This window comes from Dickeya sp. Secpp 1600 (assembly GCF_003049805.1).
Classification (GTDB): domain Bacteria; phylum Pseudomonadota; class Gammaproteobacteria; order Enterobacterales; family Enterobacteriaceae; genus Dickeya; species Dickeya fangzhongdai.
Genome location: NZ_CP023484.1, coordinates 4,961,426 through 4,981,392, shown reverse-complemented (window position 1 = coordinate 4,981,392; position 19,967 = coordinate 4,961,426). Strand labels below are relative to the sequence as shown.

The window sequence follows — 19,967 nt, the reverse complement described above, 5'->3', positions numbered from 1 at the left end:
AGAACACATTGAAACTCGCGCTTGATTATATTAAAGCTCAGGTTGTTGAGAATGGAGAGAACATCGCGGTCGTCGATGAAAGTCGCTCTGTTACATATTCGCAACTTGATAAGCTTTCCGATGCAGCAGGAATGCGTTTGTTAAATGCCGGAGTGCAGAAAAATCAGATAGTTTGTATCTCTTTCGGGAGAAGCGTTGAGACTATTATCGCGCTGTTGGGCGTGTTGAAGGCGGGTTGCTGTTATATGCCTATCGAGGTGGACCTTCCTGAAGCCAGAAAGAAATATCTGCTGGATAATTCGAATAGTCGATTTCTTATATCCAGGCGGGGTGAGGAAGTAAATTGGGTTACAGATAGCATTCAGATTATTGACATACTTGATAACGAAAAATCAACATCTGATGCACGAGCCTTATCTGATATTGAAATTAATAAAAACGATCCTTTTTTTATCACTTATACATCAGGCTCAACCGGTAATCCTAAAGGCGTTGTTAATACCCATCTTGGTGTTCTGAATAATATATCCCACCAAATTGAAACCTATAATATCAATCACCAGGATGCATTTTTACAGCAATCCGCGCTTTCCTTTGATGCCGCCGTCAGGGAGATATTCTGTGCTCTGATGAGCGGCGGGCGGCTGGTCGTCCCCAAACAAGGGGGGCAACGTAATCCGGAATATTTGTGTGAACTGATGATCAGGCAGAACGTGACCCTGATTCAGGTGGTGCCGTCAATGCTGCGGGCCCTTCAGGCTTGTGAGCTTTTCCCCCGTTGTAAGCAGTTAAGGATGGTGGCGACCGGGGGCGAGGTGCTGGATAAGCAGCTTATTGATAGCCATTTTGCCTGTTTTGATATCCCATTACTGAATATTTATGGTCCGACCGAGTGTGCGATTAACGTAACGGATTACCTGGTCACGTCCCCGCTGAATGGCGATGCGCCGATTGGCAAAGCGATCCGCCAGGTGGATTTGCGCTTGCTGGATAATGCAGGCCATGAAGTGGCGACAGGAGAGGAAGGCGAGCTTTATATCGGCGGCGATTGTCTGGCGCAGGGGTATCTCAATAACGCGGCGGCAACAGATGAAAAATTCCTTACATTAAAATCATTTGGCAATAAGCGTTATTACCGGACGGGCGATCTGGTGCGTCAGAACGAGCGTGGCGAATTGGTCTTTGTCAGCCGTATTGATAGTCAGGTAAAAATTCGTGGAGTGCGTATTGAACTGGGTGAAATCGAATCTGCGGCGCTGACTATTCCGGGTATTCACGGTGCTGCTGCCGTATTGGCCTATACCCGTCTGTCAGACAAGCGGATCTGCCTGTTCTATGACATCCGAGGCGCCATGCCGGTCAGTGAGCAGCAGGTACGCGCGGCGCTGGAGCGGGTGCTGCCTCAAGAGGTCGTCCCTTCGGTTATCCGCGCTATGGATAAGCTGCCTAAGTTGCCGAATGATAAAATTGACAGGCAACGGCTGCTGGCAATGGCGAATGAACAACTGAGCGCGCCGCGCCAGACGATTAATGAACACCATTTGCGCACACAGGAAGAGCGCGATGTACACCGGATATGGTGCTCGATTTTAAACCTTGATGCCATTGCGGCGGATCGCTCCTTTGTTTCGGTCGGCGGTGATTCAATAAAAAATTTCATGGTTTATAACGAGCTAAAAAAACAGGGATACCGGATCACATTTGATGCGCTTTATGCGGCAAAAACTATCGCCGGGCAGGCATCGATATTGAAAAGCGGGAACGATAACGATATTGAGGCGGATCGGGTGGTTAATCTGCAGCAGTCCGCTTACAAGACGAGCCGCGTACAAAGTAATCTTTTGTTTTTACAGAAATTGTCACCACAATCGACGGCCTATAATCTCCCGATGGATTTTGTGATCTCGGGTGAGTTGGACAGCGACAGACTCAATGCTGCACTGCAAAAATTGATTGCTGACAATCGGGTATTGGTTACCCGATTTGACGATATCGGCGGGCAATTTTTCCAGGCCGCCAGATCTGAAGCGCGCCTTGAAATCGTACGCTGCCAGTCAGAGCAGGAGCTGACGGCGCAGCGTATTCGTCCGTTTGATCTGTTTAATGCGTTGCCGCTACGCGTTGCACTGTATCGGGAGAGTGCGCAGACATGGCAATTATCCGTTGTTATGCACCATGTCATCAGTGATGGCTGGTCACATAATTTATTCATTCAGCAATTATCGGATAACTATAATGATATCCAGAGCGTGAACGATATCCAGAGCGTGCGGGATGAGTCGCACATCGATTATTTTAGCTACGCCGAATGGGAGCGCCGTCAGAACGACAGCCAGCATGTTGAATACTGGGCTGAAAAACTGAAAGGCGCGCCGGAACTTCTGGAATTGCCGACCGATTACTCCCGACCGGGGGTGTTTTCCTTCCACGGGGCGCACCGTTGGTTGACTATCCGCGCGGCGGAGTATCAACCGCTTGTGGCGCTGGCCAGAGAAGAAGGGTGTACGCCATATGTCGGCCTGCTCTCAGCCTATGCCGTTTTGCTGGCGAAATATACCGGACAGCGCGATATGGTGATCGCGACTCCGGTGACAAACCGGGTCCGGCATGAGGTTGAAAGCACCCTGGGCTATTTTGCCAATACCCTGCCGATACGCATTTGTTTTCAGGATGGCATGACGCTGCGGGAGTTGTTGCGCCAGATTCAGACAACGCTTGATGAAGGCATGTTGCATCAGTCCTACGATATCGCCAGCGTCATCGACCGGCTGAATATCGGCAGCAACCTGGGGTATAACCCGCTCTATCAGACCCTGTTCGTGCTACAGCAGGACGAAACGCCGCTGACACTCTCCGGATTGCAAGTCGACAGGCATCGGCGCTCCTCTCAGGGGGCGAAGGTTGATGTTCAGTTCTCTCTGTTTCGGGACCACCATACCGACGATCTGACCCTGGAAATCGAGTACGCCACGGATTTATTTGGCGAGTCAACGATAGCGCGCTTTGCGCAGCACTGGCGGAATCTGCTGGTGAATATGGCAAGCCAGCCCGACAGTGCCGTTCTGCCATGCCCAATGATGAGCCCTGACGAGATAAAGCACGTTACCTGTGACTGGAACCGCACCGCGTATGACTATGGTGATGGCAATATCGTCTCGTTCATTTATGACTCGATAATGCGTCGCCCGGAGAAAACCGCGCTGGAATATGAAGATATTCGGCTTAGTTATGCGGAGTTGGGGGGGCATGTTGCGGCTTTGGCGGCGGAACTCAAGCGACAGGGGGTCGCTAAAGGGGACTTTGTCGGCGTTTACATGAATCGGTCGCCCGAGATGGTAGTGAGCCTGTTGGCCGTGCTGTTTGCCGAAGCGGTTTATGTTCCGATGGATCCGAATTACCCTGCGGACCGTATCGAATACATGCTGTCCGATTCACAACCGCGACTGGTGCTGACGCAAGCGGGGCTGCGTATGCCTGGTCATGGCGATAATGCCTTTTTCACTGTGGATATTCGCCGACTGACCGGCGTTGGGCATACGGCATTGGCGCTGCCGCAACTGACGGCAGACGACGCCGCCTACATGATTTATACCTCCGGCTCGACGGGCAATCCCAAAGGGGTGGTGAACACCCATCAAGGCGTGTTCAACCGCCTGGCCTGGATGCAGAAAGCGTATCAACTCACTACGCATGACGTCATTTTGCAGAAAACGCCGTTCAGTTTTGATGTTTCGGTCTGGGAATTCTTTTGGCCGCTGATGTACGGGGCAACGCTGGCGGTGGCAAAACCTGAAGTTCATAAAGATCCGCAAGCATTGCTGGAGGTCATTGGCCGTAAAGGCGTCACCACCCTGCATTTTGTTCCTTCCATGCTATCCCTGTTCCTGGAGCAGAACGGCGTGATGCGCCATACCCCGCTCAAACGCGTCTTTTGCAGCGGAGAGGCATTACCCAACAATACGGTGGTTGCGTTCCGGGAAAGCTTGCCGGGCGTTGAGTTGCATAATCTGTACGGCCCGACGGAAGCGGCGATTGATGTGTCTTTCTGGTCCTGCAACCAGGGGTTGAAGGGGGGTAAGGTGCCGATCGGCCGGCCCATCGACAACATTCAGCTGTACATTCTGGATGAGTTTATGAGCCCGGTGCCGGTTGGCGTGAAAGGGGAGTTGTATATCGCCGGCGTCGGCTTGGCCAGGGGGTATCACAATAAGCCGGAGCTGACCGCCAAAGCGTTCATCCGCAATCTGATCAACCCGGCGCTATCGCCCGTTATGTATAAAACCGGCGATGTGGCGCGGTTTGACCGCGATGGCGATATCGAATACCTCGGCCGGGTAGATAACCAGGTCAAGCTCCGTGGTTTGAGAATTGAACTGGGTGAGATTGAAAGCCAGTTGGAAAATATCTCCGGCGTGAAAGAAGCGATTGTCAGTGTGCATAAGTCGCGCTCCGGGCAGGAACAACTGGTGGCGTACTACACCGGCGAGGGTGAGCACGAGGCGTTTGAGCATGCTCTTGCGAAAGTGCTGCCGGAATTCATGGTGCCCAGCCTGTATATTCGGCTGGATGATTTCCCACTCTCCCCCAATGGCAAGAAAAACAGGAAGGCGTTGCCTCATCCCGATGCCTATCAACAGGAATCACGGATTGTTGCGCCGGTAACGCAGCAAGAAAAGGCGCTGGCGGCGGTATGGTCGTCACTGCTGAAAATCGAGGCGATTTCGCGTGACGGCGACTTTTTCCGTCTGGGCGGGGATTCCATTGTTTCATTGAAGCTGGTGTCCCGGCTGAAAGAACTGGGCTATGAGATAACGCTTCGGGACGTTTTCCAGCATCGTAAGTTATCAGATATGGCAGCGAGACTGGTGACGACGCAAGCGCATCTGCCGTCGCAAGACTACGTTCGTCGCCGGTTTGTTTCTGATGACGAGGCGGGCAAACTGCCTGTCGGCTGTAGCGATGCCTGGCCGGCGTCTTTGCTGCAGACCGGAATGCTGTATCACTCTGATCTGCATGCGCATACCTATCACGACGTGTTTTATTTTGTGTTCGCGTTCGATAAACACGACAGCGCCGCTTTCCAGCGTGCGGTGCGGCAACTGGCTTGTAAGCATCCGGTGCTGCGCAGCGCCTTTGATCTGGCATCCTGCAATGTACCCATGCAATTGCTGTTTGAGAACGCAGAGATCCCTTGCAGGTATGTGTACGATGACGGGGCCGCTGACGCGCAACTGAAGGCGGCGTTTGATGATTGGGTAGCGATTGAAAAACAGCGTCCTTTTGATTTTGCCGCAGGTCAGCTTTTCAGGATCAATGCATTGCAGAACCCCACCTCGTTGGTGGTTGGTTTCAGCTTCCATCATGCCATTCTGGATGGATGGAGTGTGGCGTCGCTGGTGACGGACCTGGTGCTGTTTTATCGTCAGGAAACGATAGCTGCCGGCTCGGTACAGGAAACGGAACTGCTGATTCAGCCCATCGTTGCTCAGCAGGAAGAAGAAGCCCGACAGAATCAGGAAATACGGTCATTCTGGCAGCAGTATTTGCAGGCGCTACAGGTAGCTGAGCTTCCCAGTCTGGCGGACGGCGACGGCGCGGATTACGTCTGGCAGAGCCGGGGGCGGGTATGGCCTGCTTCGCTGGTAACCGCAGTTGATGCGCTGGCCAGCGATGTAGGGGTATCCGTCAAAACGGTGATGCTTGCCGCGCACCTGCAGGTGCTGGGCATGATCACCAACACGCAGGATGTATCCACGGGTTGCACCATGAATGCGCGTCCGGCAATGGAGCAGGTGGATGCCGCTGCCGGGCTGTTCCTGAATACGGTGCCGGTGCGCGTGAATATCGAACGTACGAGCTGGCGTGAGCTGTGTCTGGCGGTCCATGAGGCGGAACATCAGTTGATTGGCTACCACGTTATGCCGTTGGCCGACATTCAGAAGCTGGCGGAGCAGAGTTCTCTGTTCGACAGTAACTTCAACTATGTGGATTTCCATGTCTACGATCGCCTTTCCTCGCTCGACGATCTTGTGCTGAAGCACGCCAGCTATTTTGAACAGACAAACTTTGATTACCTGGTTAACTTCATCAATAACAAGTTCACCCGTCAGATGGAAATCACGGTCAATTACAACGCCAGCCGGTTTACCGCCGAGCAGATTGATCGCTATCTTGGCTATTACCTCGCCGTGCTGGGTGCGATGTCCGCTGCACCGGATGCCGCGATGCAAACGACGGATCTATTGTCCGAACGGGATTGTTTTGAACTGAAGGTGCCGAAAGCGACCGACCGCGTTTTCCGGGAAAAGAGTATCAAGGCGAGATTCGAGCATATTGCGGCGACCTACCCGGAAAAGAAAGCCGTGGTTTTCGAAAACCGCTATATCACCTATCGGGCTTTGAACGAACGCGCGAACCGTATCGCCAGCTATCTCATCAACCAACGTGGCGTCAGACCGACGCAGCGAGTCGGCGCATTTTGCTCCCGAAATCTGGATGCAATCGTCTGCCTGCTGGCGATCGTGAAAACGGGAGCCACCTATGTTCCTATTGACCCCGCCTATCCGCAGGAGCGCATCGATTACATCATTCAAGATGCCGGTCTGGAGGTGGTATTAACGACGGATGAAGCCGGTTCGTTCGGGAATCGCACTTTCCTGAATATTTCCAGAGTGGACAGTGCCGGGTCTTCGAATCCCAGCGTTGAGGTCGCACCGGATGATCCGTTGTACATCATCTACACGTCAGGTTCGACCGGGAATCCGAAAGGGGTTCTGGTTGCCAATCACAACGTTCTGCGGCTATTCGGCAGTACTCAGCATTGGTTTGATTTTTCATCGGATGATGTCTGGACGCTGTTCCATTCGCTTTCGTTCGACTTTTCGGTGTGGGAAATGTGGGGCGCATTGCTTTATGGCGGCAAGCTGGTCGTGGTTTCTCCCGGCGAAGCCCATGATATTACTCGCATGGTCGATCTGACTGCGCTGCATCAGGTCACGCGCCTGAACATGACGCCGTCGGCCTTTGAGCTGTTTAAGAATGAGGCGTTATCTCGCGATATCCGGCCTACGTTTAGCCTACGGTCCATCATCTTTGGCGGCGAGGCGTTGAATATTGCAGGGTTGAGACCCTGGTTCGAACACTATGGCGATCGCCGTCCGCGGTTAATCAATATGTATGGCATTACGGAAACCACCGTACACGTGACCTATCGCGAAATTACCCAACGTGACTGTGATGGCACCCGCAGTCTGATTGGCGAACCGATACCGGATTTGACGGTTTCGTTGCTGAACAAGGCGCTACAGCCGGTCCCCGTAGGAACGCCGGGGGAAATCTTTGTCGGCGGCAGCGGGGTTACGTTGGGTTACCATGAGCGGGATCAGTTGAATCGCGAGCGTTTTGTTACATTGAAAAGCGGAACACAGACCTTCCGCGCTTACCGGTCCGGCGATATCGCCCGCAGGATGCCGAATGGCGACCTGGAGTATCTGGGACGTGAAGACGCCCAAGTGAAAATCAATGGCTACCGGATTGAGGTTCAGGAGGTAGATGCCGCGTTGTCGAAAGTGGACGGCGTCATTCAGTCAACGGTGGTGGTGTTGAAACGGGACAACGGCGGTAAGGCGCTGGCCGGTTATTACCAACTGGCTGTCGGGACTTCGATGGATGTCGGAGCCTTGCGTCAGCAGCTTCAGGCGTTACTCCCCTCGCACATGATCCCGGCTTATCTGGTTGAGGTCGAGAAGTTCGCTATAACGGTAAATGGTAAGCTGGACCGTAAATCGCTCCCCAACCCGTTTGATAACGTGCTGAATACCCAAGCGTATATTCCACCGGAAACCGCGCCGCAGGCGATGCTGGCCGCGTTGATTGCGCAAGAGCTGGGGCTGGAGCGAATCGGCATTGATGATAGTTATTTCACTCTGGGCGGCGATTCCATTCACGCGATCCGGATTGTGGCGAAACTCAAGCAAGCCGGGATGACTCTCAAGGTCAGTGATATGTTCAGGTTGCAGACGGTCAGAAAGATGGCTGAGTGCCTTTCTCGAGACAGTCAGCGGGAAGCCGCATCTCTGACTCCTTTTGCTTTGCTGACGTCGGAAGAGCGGCGACAGATACCTGCGGGTGTGGTGGATGCGTATCCGGCAACGCTGTTGCAACAAGGGATGATTTATCACTCCGAACTGGATGTTCGCCAGGGCGTCTTCCATGACCTGTTGTGTTATGAACTTGCATTGCCTTACGACAGCGAGCACTTCCGAACGGCGTTGCAATCGTTGATTGCCGAACATGATGTACTGCGTACCTCGTTTGACTTTAGCCGCTACGGTCAAATCATGCAGATTGTGCATGGTTATGTTTCATTGCCACTGACGGAAATGGATATTTCACATCTGTCTGCTGCGGAGCAGGAGCGCTTTATCGATCGCTGGTTTGAGCAGGAGAAACAGACCGGTTTCAACTGGACAACTGCGCCGGTCGGCCGTTTCTTTGCGATTCGCTGTACAGAAGAAACCTTCCATTTCGCCTTCAGTTTCAATCACTGCATTCTGGACGGATGGAGCCTGGCAAACCTGATGACGCAGTTGCTCAACGTCTACACCGGCCTGCTGGCGGGCAAGCCCGCAGTGCTGCCGCCGCGTGAGACTCGACTGAACTACCGTGACGTTGTGGCGCACGAGATTGCATCCCGCAGCAGTGCAGAAAGTTCAGCCTTCTGGCGATCGTATCTGGCTGATTATCGGTATAACGCGTTGCCCAGAACTCAGGCCGCGGTTGCTACGCGATGGAGTGAGCGCACGTTACGGTATGCGCCTGATATTACGACCCGTCTGAAAGATCGGGCCAATGTGTATGGTGTGTCGCTTAATCAGTTGCTGTTGGCGTGTCACTGTGTGTCATTGCAAGTGATAACGGGAGAGCGTGATATCACGACCGGGGTATTTGGCAATATTCGATTGGAACAGGAAGGCGGGGATAACACGATCGGCCTGCATCTGAATATCCTGCCGTTCCGCCTTCAGATGGATGAACGCATACCGATGGCGCAGCTCGTCGGCGCTGTGGCTGAGAATTATACCGAGGTACTGGCACACCGTAATTACCCATACGCGATGATTCAGCGCGATGTCGGCGCGCAACGACTGACCGAAACGGCGTTCAATTTTACGAATTTCCATGTGTATGGCAGCGCGCTTGACGACCAGCGTTTCATCGGCCGGATTCGCTGGTTTGAGCATGCCGACTTTGCGTTACTGGTGAATGTCGGTATCGATATCAAGACCGGTGGTATCAATATTATCTTTAACGCCAACGGGAAGGTGGTCAGCGACGAGCAATTACAGGTTATTCATGCAGTGTATGACCGGGTTATCAACGATGTGCTGGCGACCCGCGAGCCGGCTTATCCGGATTTGCATCGGATGGCGAAAGGTCTGGGTTCCGGTGGTTGCAGTCGCTATGATGCTTATGATCGCCGGTTTTCGATCCCGCTGTCCGGTGAGCGGGATGTTGCGTCCGTGCTCGGTACCCTCTGGCTGAGGGAGACACGGCAAGCGTCGGTTCATGCCGCATTGGATTCGCTGACGGTGCTGCGGCTATCGGTCAGGATTGAGAATGAATTGGGCGTCAAAGTTCCATTCCATATTCTGTTCCAATCCAACGCGTTCGAACAGGTAACGGAATATCTGCATTCAGCGATGTCTGTTTCTGATTAAAGCAAATAAGGAAAGAGGTTCACTGGCGTGGGCCTCTCTTTTTTACAGGAGTGAATATGCATACAAGACATAATCATATATGGATCATGGTCATTATGGCCGTGTTTTTCTGGGGCAGTAATTTTAATGCCATTGCGGAACTGGATGCCAACCTGCCGCCCATCATTTCGTCCATTGTTCGATTTGTTATCGCGTCGGTTATTTTTTCTTTTACCCTTTTTATCTTCAAAGGTCGGGATATTTCTCTTTCCATAAAGGACGTGCTTTCGCTCGCTTTATTAGGCTTTCTGGGGATTTTCTGTTTTAACTATGCGATCTTCGCAGGGATGAAATCGACATCGCCTATTAACGGGGCGCTAATCATGGCCAATATGCCATTGGTGAGCATTCTGTTTTCCCGGTTATTGCTAAAGGCCAAAGTCACGCTGGCTCAATATATTGGGTTGATATTGGGTGTCTTTGGCGTGTTTTTGGTTATCGCCAAGGGGAATTTCTCTTCCCTGCGGTATAACAGCGGGGACCTCTGGATCATCGTGTCCTGTGCCTGTGGCGGTTTATATGCTGTTTTGACCAAAAAGCTGATCACCCATGTTCCTCCCGTGCAGGCAACCCGATGGACCATTCTGTTTGGTACTGCATTTATGTTGGTGTTTGCAGCGCTGACGCACGACATCAGCTATGACTACCTGTCGATATCCCAACTCTCCTATACGTTATTGGCTTATATGGCTATTGCCGGGACAGTACTGGCCTATTACTTCTGGGTCAAAGGGTGCCAGGTGCTGGGGCCGGAAAAAACCTCAATTACGACTAACCTGACGCCGGTCTTTACGCTGGCTATCAGTTTTATTATGGGAAAAACCGTCGAGCCTATCCAGATAATCGGCATGGCGGTGATCATCATCGGGGTATTGCTGGGCACCGGTTACCTCAGGAATATCCGTTTTTTTCCGCTGGGAAAGAAACTGGCCCGGAAAGAAGGCGCCTGAACAGGTGATTTGGCTATTCGTCTGATGCAAGGAGAGAAGATTTATATGGATATGCTGTCCGCCGGAATATTCACGGTTTTCAGGCCCAACCCCGCAGCCAGAATCCGGTTGTTGTGTATTCCCTATGCCGGCGGCAGCGCGAATCTGTATCAACACTGGCATGAGTATTTGCCGGAAGACGTGGAAGTGGTGGTGGCCCAGTTGCCTGGGCGGTCATACCGGTTATCGGAGCCGCCGCATGAAAGTATGTCGGCGGTGGTAAGCGAACTGATGACGTATATACATCAAGTGCTGGATCGGCCGTTGATCATTTTTGGGCATAGCCTGGGAGGGTGTATCGGGTTTGCTCTGATGGTGGAGTTGCAGCGCCGCGGGTTGCCATTGCCGGCGTTTTTTATTGGCTCTGCCAGCCGTCCCCCTCATCAATTGCAGCTTGCCAGAAAAACGCACCATGTTTCGGATGAAAAATTTATCGATATGCTGAGAGAGATGAAAGGGACGTCGGAAGAGATACTGAATTCCAATGATATTATGGCCATGCTATTGCCGATGCTGAGAGCAGATTTCAAAATTTCGGAGACGTACCAGTATACCGATACCTTAAAGTACGCTGTTCCCGCGATGTTCTTTTCCGGCGATGGGGATCGCTATTTGCCTGCTGAGCGAATTGCGCTGTGGCAGGAACTGTTTAGTTCCCGCGTTACTTTTGCCTCCTTTCCGGGAGGGCATTTTTTTATTCATGACCACATCAACGATATTACTCAAATCATTAAAGGTATTGCGGCTGATGTTTTGAATAAAACGGATGGGAAATAATAGGGACGGAATACGCGATCATGATATCGCCGAGTCGAGAGAAAAAGAGGATGGTAGACGCCGGTGCCGGGTTTATTGAGCGGATAGGCGTTATTAACCGCACGCGAACGGAAATATTTACCGTAGGGTGGGGAACGTTTCAGATTGCTCATTTTAACGAGCGACTTTTTCATCTTTATAATATCACTATACCGCCGGTCATTGCCTCGTCGGTGAGAAAGCGGCAAGCGGAATTTCTGGCCGGGCGTGTTGTCGCGGCCACGGCGTTGAAGTCTTGCGGCGTAGCCTATCCGGCGATTGAGATACAACCTGACAGGGCGCCTCGATGGCCTGCCGGTTATATCGGATCAATTTCTCATACGAATGACCGTGCGGTTGCGGTTGTTGCAAGCAGCCAGCATCATACTGCCGTCGGTATTGATGTAGAAAGAATCATGGATAGCGCTACGTTAATGCAGGTTCTCCCGGCGATTACCGTAGGGGATGAATGGCGCAGGGTTGAATGTTCAGGAAGTGGGTTATCAGTAGAACAGCTTGGTACGCTGATCTTTTCTGCTAAAGAGAGCCTTTTTAAGGCGCTAAATCCGATAGTAAATAAGTTCTTCGACTTTACCGCGGCGGCGTTAACACAGGTACGGATAAAACAGCGGCGATTTACAATTCAGCTAACCTGTGACTGGGGCGAACAATATCGTGCCAATATCTCATTTACTGGCAGGTTTTATATTAATCATGATGCGGTGGTAACGTTATTGGTCGTATAAACGGGCTCAGCGGTAGCGCCTTATCGTGTGTGATAAGGCGTGGTATTTATATCGCGCCGGAGTTATGCCAGTGCGACAATCGATTCGACTTCGATCAGCAGGTCCGGGTGAATCAGGCTTGAAACTTCAATCAGCGAACAAGCGGGCAAATGCTCGCCGTAAAAATCAAACAGCAGTGTTCTTATCAGGGCTAATTGAGAGATATCTCTGACGAAGATAGTGAGTTTGATTAAATCAGCGGTACTTCTTTTTTCAGCGGCGAGAATGGCGGCAATTTGCTGGAGCACCGTGCGGGTTTGGGATTCCAGCCCGGCCGATTGAGCATCGGTGCCAAAGGCGGTCAGGCCGGAGATATACAAGGCGTCACGGTGCTTTGTCGCGTGGACATAAGGGCCTTTGATCTGAGGCAGAAACGCGTAGGTCATGCGTGTAACCAAAACAGACTCCTCACATAATTCAGGGCATGAATGTGTTCATGCGGGATGGCGGAAAACTTCATGATACTCGCATCAGGAGGGTAAAACAGTGTTCGGTCGTTGCTCGTTATCACTCCCGCCCATTGTTATTTTTGTTTCATATTTTTTGAAAGATATCTGCAAATAAACCCGGTTTTAACGTCGCGTTAACAGGTCTATTATCACTTCCATCGAAGGCGAGAACGCCTCCTGAAAAGAATACTCACCCCCATTCAACGTGAAGGATATTGACCATGAAAGCTATCAAAAATATTGTTGCAGTTATCGCCCTGGCTACCGTTTCTTTCGGCACCTTCGCTGCGACCACGTCCACTGCGACTGAAGTACAGCAGTCCGCCAGCCTGTCCGTCGGCTCTGTCAGCGCGACAGCCGCTACGCTGGACAGTCTGCAGGCCAGCCTGTCTGAAAAAGCCAATGCGGCCGGCGCCAAATCGTTCCGCATCATCTCCGCCACCTCCGGTGAAAACCAGATGCGCGGCGTGGCTGAACTGTACAACTGATAACCGGTTTATCGTTATCATCAGCAACAATGGCCGCCTTCGGGCGGCTTTGTTGTTTTCAGTACTGATTAAGCGCCAGCGCGGCTGCGCCGAAGGCGGCGCTGTTTTGTGTCGGTAGCGTCGAGAGGCGCACCGGCGGTAGCGTTAGCGGCGCATCGTCGTCCGGCGCCGGCGTCTGAGCCATGACGGCGGCCTGCAATCCGGCCATGAAAGGCGCGGGCAGCGTGCCGCCGAGGTAGAGGCTGGGCGGGTCGAGCAGCGCGGTGACGGTATAGAGCAACCGATACAGCTCGCCCGCTGCGCGTTGGATCCAGCGCTCTCCGGCGGGCGAGGTCGCCAGCGCCTGCCAGTTCGCGTCGGCGGCGGTGGAAGGCAGCGACTCGCCTGCCGCCAGCAGAGCGTCGTGCAGATCGTCAAACGATGGGCGTGACTGCGCGCGGGTACGCAGCGCGCCAATCTCCCCCGCGTTGCCTTGCTTGCCCCGATGCAGTTCGCCATTCAGGATCAACGCGCCGCCGATGCCTTTGCCGATATACAGGTAGAAAAAACTGTTGTCCGGAGCGGCGGACCCAAAATGCAGCTCGCCGATGGCGGCGCAGTTGGCGTCGTTTTCCACCAGCACCGGGCAGCCGAGCCGGTCGCTCAACTGCCGGGCGATATCCACCCCACGCCAGGCCGCCAGACCGGGGGCGATCCACACCGGCATGGCGCCGCCGTCAAACCGGGCGGGCAGCGCCAGGCTGACGGCCAGCAGCCGCTCGCGTGCCTGCGGCTGAGCGTCGAGCAGGGTGCGGATGGCGTCGGCCAGCGTATCCGCCACGGAATCGACAACCCGGAAATCGCCGCGCAGCGTGGTTTCCGCCACGCACTGCCCGGCGTAGTCCATCAGGATCAGGCAAATCAGGTCGTATTCCGCGTACACCCCCAGCACATAGCCCGCGTGCGCCGCCGGTCGCAGGTTGATTTGCGGCGGGCCGCGCCGCCCCTGCGCCCGGTCGCTCTCTTCCAGCAGACCTAAGTTGAGCATGTCCCGCGTCATCATGCTGACGGCGGCGGTGGTCAGGCCGCTGGCGGCGGCCAGCGCGCTGCGCGACAGGCTGCCCGAACGGCGCAGCAATCCCAGCAGTTTGCGGTGGGTGGCCGTGAGTTCTCGCTTTTCCATGGGTATCCGTTGTCCCGGTTCTGTCCGGTTTCCTTCACACGTCTGCAATATAATTAAGTTACTTAATTAATTCGTCAACCTCAATAACAGGATGGTGCCCGTGCGTAAACTTGCTTCGTTATCCCTGTCGGCGTTACTGGCGAGCGGGCTGATAGCCCACGCGGCGGTGGCGGATGTCATCAAACTCAAGCTCTGGACCCTGAATGACCGCAATGCGCCGATGCGCACCGTCAACATCGAGGAGGCGGCCGGGGTGCTCAACCAGCAATTCGCCGCGGCGGGGGTGGATCGCAAAATCGTTATCGATACCCATGCCAGCGCGGTGCAGGGCTGGGACGATCTGGCGCTGGATACGCTGAAAGCCTTCGGCGTTAATCAGGGGCCGGACATTGTGCTGCTGCCGCACGAGTGGATCGGCGAATTTGCCCGCAACGGTTACGCCATGCCGATGGACGGGCAGATCAAGGCGAATCCGTGGGTGTACGCCGACGTGCTGCCGGTGCTGTGGGAGGCGATGAAGTATCAGGGCAAGGTGTACGGCGTGCCGCAGGATGCCGAGATCCGCATGTTTTTCTATAACAAGGACATGCTGCGCAAGATTGGCAAGGACGACGCCTTTATCGATAGCCTGCCCGCCCGCGTGGACAGCGGCGAGTTCACGATGGATGACCTGACGGCGCTGGCGAAAGAGGTGGTAGACCGTGGCGCCGCGCCGATCGGCATGCTGCATCGCCCGAATGTCGGCATCGATTATCTGATGGTGTTCGCCGCCTGCGGCGCGAAATTCATGGATGAGAAAACCGGCAAGCTGCTGTTTGCGAAGAAAGAGGTTGAAACCGCGCTGAGCTGGTACGCCCGCAATGTGGCGGCCGGCGTGACGCCGACCGATAACACCGCCATGAGCTGGGACACCATCCAGACCGCGTTCAAGCAGGAAAAAGCCTTCCTGTTCCATCAGGGCATTTGGGCGATGGCCTGGCAGGTGAACGATAACTTTGGCCCGGCATGGCCCGCCGATAGAGCGGGTTACACCCATAAAATCGGCTGGATAGCGGCGCCGGCGGCGGTGAAGGGCGGCAAGCCCGCCAACCTGTCGCATCCCATCGCTTACGTGGTCAGCAACAAGAGTCAGTACAAGGATCTGGCGGCGCAACTGGTGGCTATCGCCAGCCTGCCGTACTACAACAATCGTCACGCCGTCAGTTCCTATCACACCGCCATCAGCCATGCCCAGACTGCGATGCCGCAGTACACCGACAACTGGGCGTTGAGCGACGCCGGCAAAATGATGAAAAACATTACTTTTGTGCCGAATCACGCCCGCTTTGGCGACTATAACCGGGTGCTGTTCAAAGGCTTGCAGGCGGTGGAAACCAAGCGCATGACTCCGGCGCAGGCGGTGGACTTTATCGCCGACGAGCTGGAAACCCAGTTGGGCAAGGACGTGGAAATCGTGGATAGCCTGCATTGAGACACAGCCGGAGCGCGCGTGTCTCCGGCTCTGACGAGCGAGGTGGCGTATGCCTGTAACGTTCCCGAATCGCCCGACCGGCGTGCACCCCGCGCGCTGGCTGGCTCCCGCCATCTCGGTGCTGGCGGTGTTTTTTGTCGCGCCGATGCTGCTCAATCTGGTGATTGCCTTTAGCGACATGGGCAGCAATTTGCAGATAAGCGCCTTTGGCGCCGACAACCTGATGCGGTTGCTGGTGGCGGACAAACGCCTGCCCGCCATCCTGCTGACCACGCTGGTGTATGTCGCCAGTACGCTGCTGCTGTTCAACCTGGGGTTGGGCATCGTGCTGGCGATTGCCACCACCGCCGTGCCGCCGGCGCTGGGCGCGCTGTTTCGCGGCATCTGGTTTCTGCCGCGGATTTCGCCGTCGGTGCTGTACGCGCTGTTGTGGATCTGGGCGGCAGACCCGTCGCCCCATAGCCTGATCAATCAGGTGGTGGTCGGCGTATTCGGGCTGCCGCCGCTCAATCTGCGCAACGACCATCCAATGATACTGATTGTGGTGGCGAACGGCCTGGTGGGCGCTTCTTTTGCGATGGTGATTCTCGCCTCCACGATTCGCGCCATTCCGGCTCATCTGTGGCATGCCGCGCGGGTAGACGGCGCCGGGGAGTGGTCGGTGATTCGTCATGTGGTGCTGCCGGCGCTGAAAAGCCCGGTGTGTTTCATCGCGTTGTATCAGGCGCTGTCGCTGCTGGTGACCTACGAGTACATCCTGCTGATTACCGGCGGCGGCCCGGTGTACGACACCACCACCTACGCGCTCTACATTTACCGGCGCGCCTTCGAGTCCGGCGCTTATGGCTACGGCGCTATGCTGGCGCTGGGGCTGATGGTGTTCGGCGTGCTGCTGACGCTGTTGCAGTGGCGGATGATGAATATGCGCGCGCAGTTTACCCCGCCGCGTATCGAGGTGATGCGATGACGACGATGACCTCTGTCGACTGGGCGCGTCAGGCGGCGCGCTCGCGCTGGAATCGGGTGGGTTTTCTGGCGAGCGTGGTGCTGTTTCTGACGCTGGTATCGATACCGATTGTGACGCCCTATCTGTGGCTGCTGGCTATCTCGTTTACCCATCGGGATGGCGGCAGCGAGTACCAGGTGCTGTGGCGGTTGCTGACGATCGCGGCGCTGGCGTATGGATTGCTGCTCGCCGTCGCCTGGCGGGCGCGCACCGAACAGCGCGCCCGACGTTTGCGGTGGTTGGTCGGGCTGGCCGCGCTGCTGGTGTTCGGCCTGTGGGTCGCTCCGCAACTCACATGGCACAACTACCGTTTTCTGTGGAACCCGGACGTGCAGGCCACCGGTATGCAGAGCGGTACGTTGCCGTCTGTCTGGACCGCGCTTGGCAACTCGCTGCTGTTCGCCGCCGGCCACACGCTGTTGGTGACGCTGCTGGCGGTGCCTGCCGCCTATGCCCTGTCCCGGCTCGGTTTCCGACGGCGTGAAGGGGTGCTAAAGGTCCTGCTGCTGTTGCACGCCTTTCCGGTGATGGCGCTGACGGTGGCGATCTTTATCCAGCTCTACTGGATGGGGCTGCTCAACAGCCTGTGGGGCGTGATGCTGGTGATGTGCGCGCTTGAGCTGCCGTTCGCCATCTTCGTGATGAAGAATTTTTTCGACGGCGTGTCGTGGGATATCGAAATGAGCGCCATTACCGACGGCGCCAGCCGCTTTCAGGCATTCCGACTGGTGGTGCTGCCGCAGGTGACCGGCGGCATGATCGCCATCGCTACCTTCGCCTTTCTGCGCGGCTGGGAGGAGTACATTTTTGTGCGCACCCTGCTGATCGACAGCGGCAGGATGACCATGAGCCTGTACCTGTTCTGGGCATCGCAAGACAGCATGGGCGCGGATTCCGGGCTGATTGCCGCCGTGGGCGTCATCTACATCCTTCCGGTGCTGGCGCTGTACCTGTTAACCCAAAAATACCTGACGCAAATGAGCGTCGGTGGAATCAAAGGCTAAGATTATGGCGGAAATTGTGCTTGATGGCGTCACCAAAGCCTGGGGCGATACACCGGTGCTGCACCCGGTTAACCTGACGCTGGCTGACGGCGAATTTGTGGCGATCCTCGGGCCGTCCGGCTGCGGCAAATCCACCACGTTGTTTCTGCTGGCCGGGCTGTATGCGCCGACGCAAGGGCATATTTTGTTCGACGGCCAGCGGGTGAACGGCGTGGATGCGCGCGATCGCAACGTTGGCGTGGTGTTCCAGTCTTACGCGCTGTACCCGCACCTGAATGTGTACGACAACATCGCGTTTCCGCTGCGTTTCAAGCCTGCTGAACGCGACGAGCGCGACCAGCGGGTACGGGACGCGGCGGCGCTGGTGCAGGTGACGGAATTGCTGGATCGCAAACCGGCGGCGCTGTCCGGCGGCCAGCAGCAGCGGGTGGCGCTGGCGCGGGCGTTGGTTAAGCGGCCGTCGCTGTTGCTGCTGGACGAGCCGTTGTCCAACCTCGACGCCACCTTGCGCATGACGATGCGCACCGAGCTAAAAGCGATTCACGCCCGCTCACGCGCCACCACGCTGATGGTGACGCACGATCAGCTGGAAGCCATGACGCTTGCCAGCCGCATTATCTGTATGAATCAGGGTCGGGTGGAGCAGATAGGCACCCCGCAACAGCTCTATCGTCAGCCCGCCAATACCTTTGTCGCCGGCTTTATCGGCTCGCCGCCTATCTGCCTGCTGCCGGGACAGGCCAGCGGCTATCAATTGACGGTGGGGGAAACACGCTGGGGGCTGTCATCGACGTATCACGGCGCGCTGACGCTCGGCATCCGGCCGGAAGACGTCGCCCTGACGCCGCCGGGCGCCGGCTTGCTGTCCGGGCGCATTGAACACGTCGAGCCGATGGGGCGGGAGATTCTGTACCGCCTGCACACGCCGCTCGGCCCGTTGCAGGCGCTGGCGGCCGGTTCGACGGCGCAGTACGACGCGGGGATGTCAGTCGGGGTGTCGCTGTCGGTTGATGCCTTGTTGTTGTTTGACGCCGACGGCAACCGCCTGCCCGATGCCGGCGTCGTGCTGCCTGCCAATACGGTTTTCGCCTGCCGGACGGCAGGTTAACGTCCACTTACCAACAGGTTGCCTTATGCACATTGTCAGCTACAACATTCAATACGGTCTTGGCCGCGATGGCCGCTACGATTTGGCTCGCATCGCCGATGAAGTACGCGGTGCGGATATCATCTGTATGCAGGAAGTGGAACGCTTCTGGCAGCGCTCCGGCATGATGGATCAACCGGCGGAGCTGGCGGCGCTGTTGGGAGAGTACCACTGGGTCTACGGCGCCAATCTGGACATGGATGCCAGCACCGTGGCGGCGGACGGCCGGGTCGTCAATCGTCGTCGTCAGTTCGGCACCCTGACGCTGTCCCGCTGGCCGATTCTCTCCAGCCGTAACTTTCCGCTGCCGAAATTCGGTACCCTGACCCAGCACTCAATTCAGCAAGGCGTGCTGGAAACGGTGATCGACACCGGCGCCGGGGCGATCCGCGTCTATAACACCCACCTTAGTCACCTGTGCGCCGATACCCGGTTGCCGCAGGTGGAGGCGATGCTGGCGCTTTTCGCCCGCGCCCCGGATGAAGGCGGCGCCTGGTGCGGCGGCCATCCTGACCCGGCCGCGGGCTGGACTGAGGGCCGGATGCCGGTGATGCCGCTGGAGATGATCCTAATGGGGGACTTGAACTGCCTGCCGGACAGCGAGGAGTACAGCCGTCTGATTGGGCCGGTGTCGCCGCATCACGGCCGGTTGGTTCGTCACCGCGGGTTGATGGATGCCTGGGTCGCCGCCGGTCTGCCGGAGAATAGCGGTTCTACCCATCCGAATGTCGGCGGCCGTATCGATCACTGCCTGTTGACGCCATCGCTGGGGCTGACGGTACGCCGTTGCTGGGCGGATACCGAGAATCAGGGCTCCGATCACCACCCGTTGTGGGTCGAGTTGCAATAATCGGCGCGTCTGTCACCCGCGGCGGGGTCTGCGGGTGACAGGCAATTCATGGTTATTTTTTAT

12 protein-coding genes are annotated in these 19,967 nt (G+C 55.8%); 10 read left to right on the top strand and 2 right to left on the bottom strand.

The window, feature by feature from the left end; all coding sequences use genetic code 11:
- Positions 1-8 precede the first annotated feature (8 nt).
- From CPA59_RS22210 to CPA59_RS22195, 4 genes are read left to right on the top strand one after another with little or no spacing between them, the layout of a single operon-like run.
- A complete protein-coding gene (locus CPA59_RS22210; protein WP_107760710.1) occupies positions 9-9,719 on the top strand; it encodes a non-ribosomal peptide synthetase in 9,711 nt (3,236 codons plus the stop codon).
- A gap of 56 nt (positions 9,720-9,775) precedes the next feature.
- Positions 9,776-10,708: a DMT family transporter gene (locus CPA59_RS22205; RefSeq protein ID WP_049842573.1), complete on the top strand. Its 933-nt coding sequence runs from the start codon at positions 9,776-9,778 to the stop codon at positions 10,706-10,708.
- Between the two features lie 45 nt (positions 10,709-10,753).
- Positions 10,754-11,524, top strand: a complete 771-nt coding sequence (locus CPA59_RS22200) for a thioesterase II family protein (RefSeq protein WP_159077964.1) — start codon at positions 10,754-10,756, stop codon at positions 11,522-11,524.
- A gap of 50 nt (positions 11,525-11,574) precedes the next feature.
- On the top strand, positions 11,575-12,288 hold the full coding sequence (locus CPA59_RS22195) for a 4'-phosphopantetheinyl transferase (RefSeq protein WP_159077963.1): 714 nt from the start codon (positions 11,575-11,577) through the stop codon (positions 12,286-12,288).
- A gap of 62 nt (positions 12,289-12,350) precedes the next feature.
- Here CPA59_RS22195 and CPA59_RS22190 read toward each other — a convergent pair whose 3' ends face one another.
- On the bottom strand, positions 12,351-12,713 hold the full coding sequence (locus tag CPA59_RS22190; protein WP_197724557.1) for a RidA family protein: 363 nt from the start codon (positions 12,711-12,713) through the stop codon (positions 12,351-12,353).
- Positions 12,714-12,997: 284 nt separating this feature from the next.
- On the opposite strand from CPA59_RS22190, the gene CPA59_RS22185 reads away from it, so the two are divergent.
- A complete protein-coding gene (locus tag CPA59_RS22185) occupies positions 12,998-13,264 on the top strand; it encodes a DUF1471 domain-containing protein (RefSeq protein WP_100850340.1) in 267 nt (88 codons plus the stop codon).
- A 58-nt stretch (positions 13,265-13,322) separates the two neighbouring features.
- On the opposite strand, the gene CPA59_RS22180 is transcribed toward CPA59_RS22185, so the two are convergent.
- A complete protein-coding gene (locus tag CPA59_RS22180) occupies positions 13,323-14,426 on the bottom strand; it encodes an ROK family transcriptional regulator (protein ID WP_049853819.1) in 1,104 nt (367 codons plus the stop codon).
- A 100-nt stretch (positions 14,427-14,526) separates the two neighbouring features.
- Between CPA59_RS22180 and CPA59_RS22175 the strand changes: the two genes are divergently transcribed.
- From CPA59_RS22175 to CPA59_RS22155, 5 genes are read left to right on the top strand one after another with little or no spacing between them, the layout of a single operon-like run.
- On the top strand, positions 14,527-15,897 hold the full coding sequence (locus CPA59_RS22175; protein ID WP_107760708.1) for an ABC transporter substrate-binding protein: 1,371 nt from the start codon (positions 14,527-14,529) through the stop codon (positions 15,895-15,897).
- 49 nt (positions 15,898-15,946) lie between these two features.
- Positions 15,947-16,864, top strand: coding sequence for a carbohydrate ABC transporter permease (locus CPA59_RS22170; protein WP_049853817.1), 918 nt, complete (start codon positions 15,947-15,949; stop codon positions 16,862-16,864).
- Entirely contained in the window at positions 16,861-17,907 is a 1,047-nt protein-coding gene (locus CPA59_RS22165; RefSeq protein WP_049853816.1) for a carbohydrate ABC transporter permease, read from the top strand. The genes CPA59_RS22170 and CPA59_RS22165 overlap by 4 nt, the downstream gene beginning before the upstream one ends.
- Before the next feature lie 4 nt (positions 17,908-17,911).
- A complete protein-coding gene (locus CPA59_RS22160) occupies positions 17,912-19,015 on the top strand; it encodes an ABC transporter ATP-binding protein (RefSeq protein WP_107760707.1) in 1,104 nt (367 codons plus the stop codon).
- A gap of 25 nt (positions 19,016-19,040) precedes the next feature.
- Entirely contained in the window at positions 19,041-19,904 is an 864-nt protein-coding gene (locus CPA59_RS22155; RefSeq protein ID WP_100850335.1) for an endonuclease/exonuclease/phosphatase family protein, read from the top strand.
- Positions 19,905-19,967 lie beyond the last annotated feature (63 nt).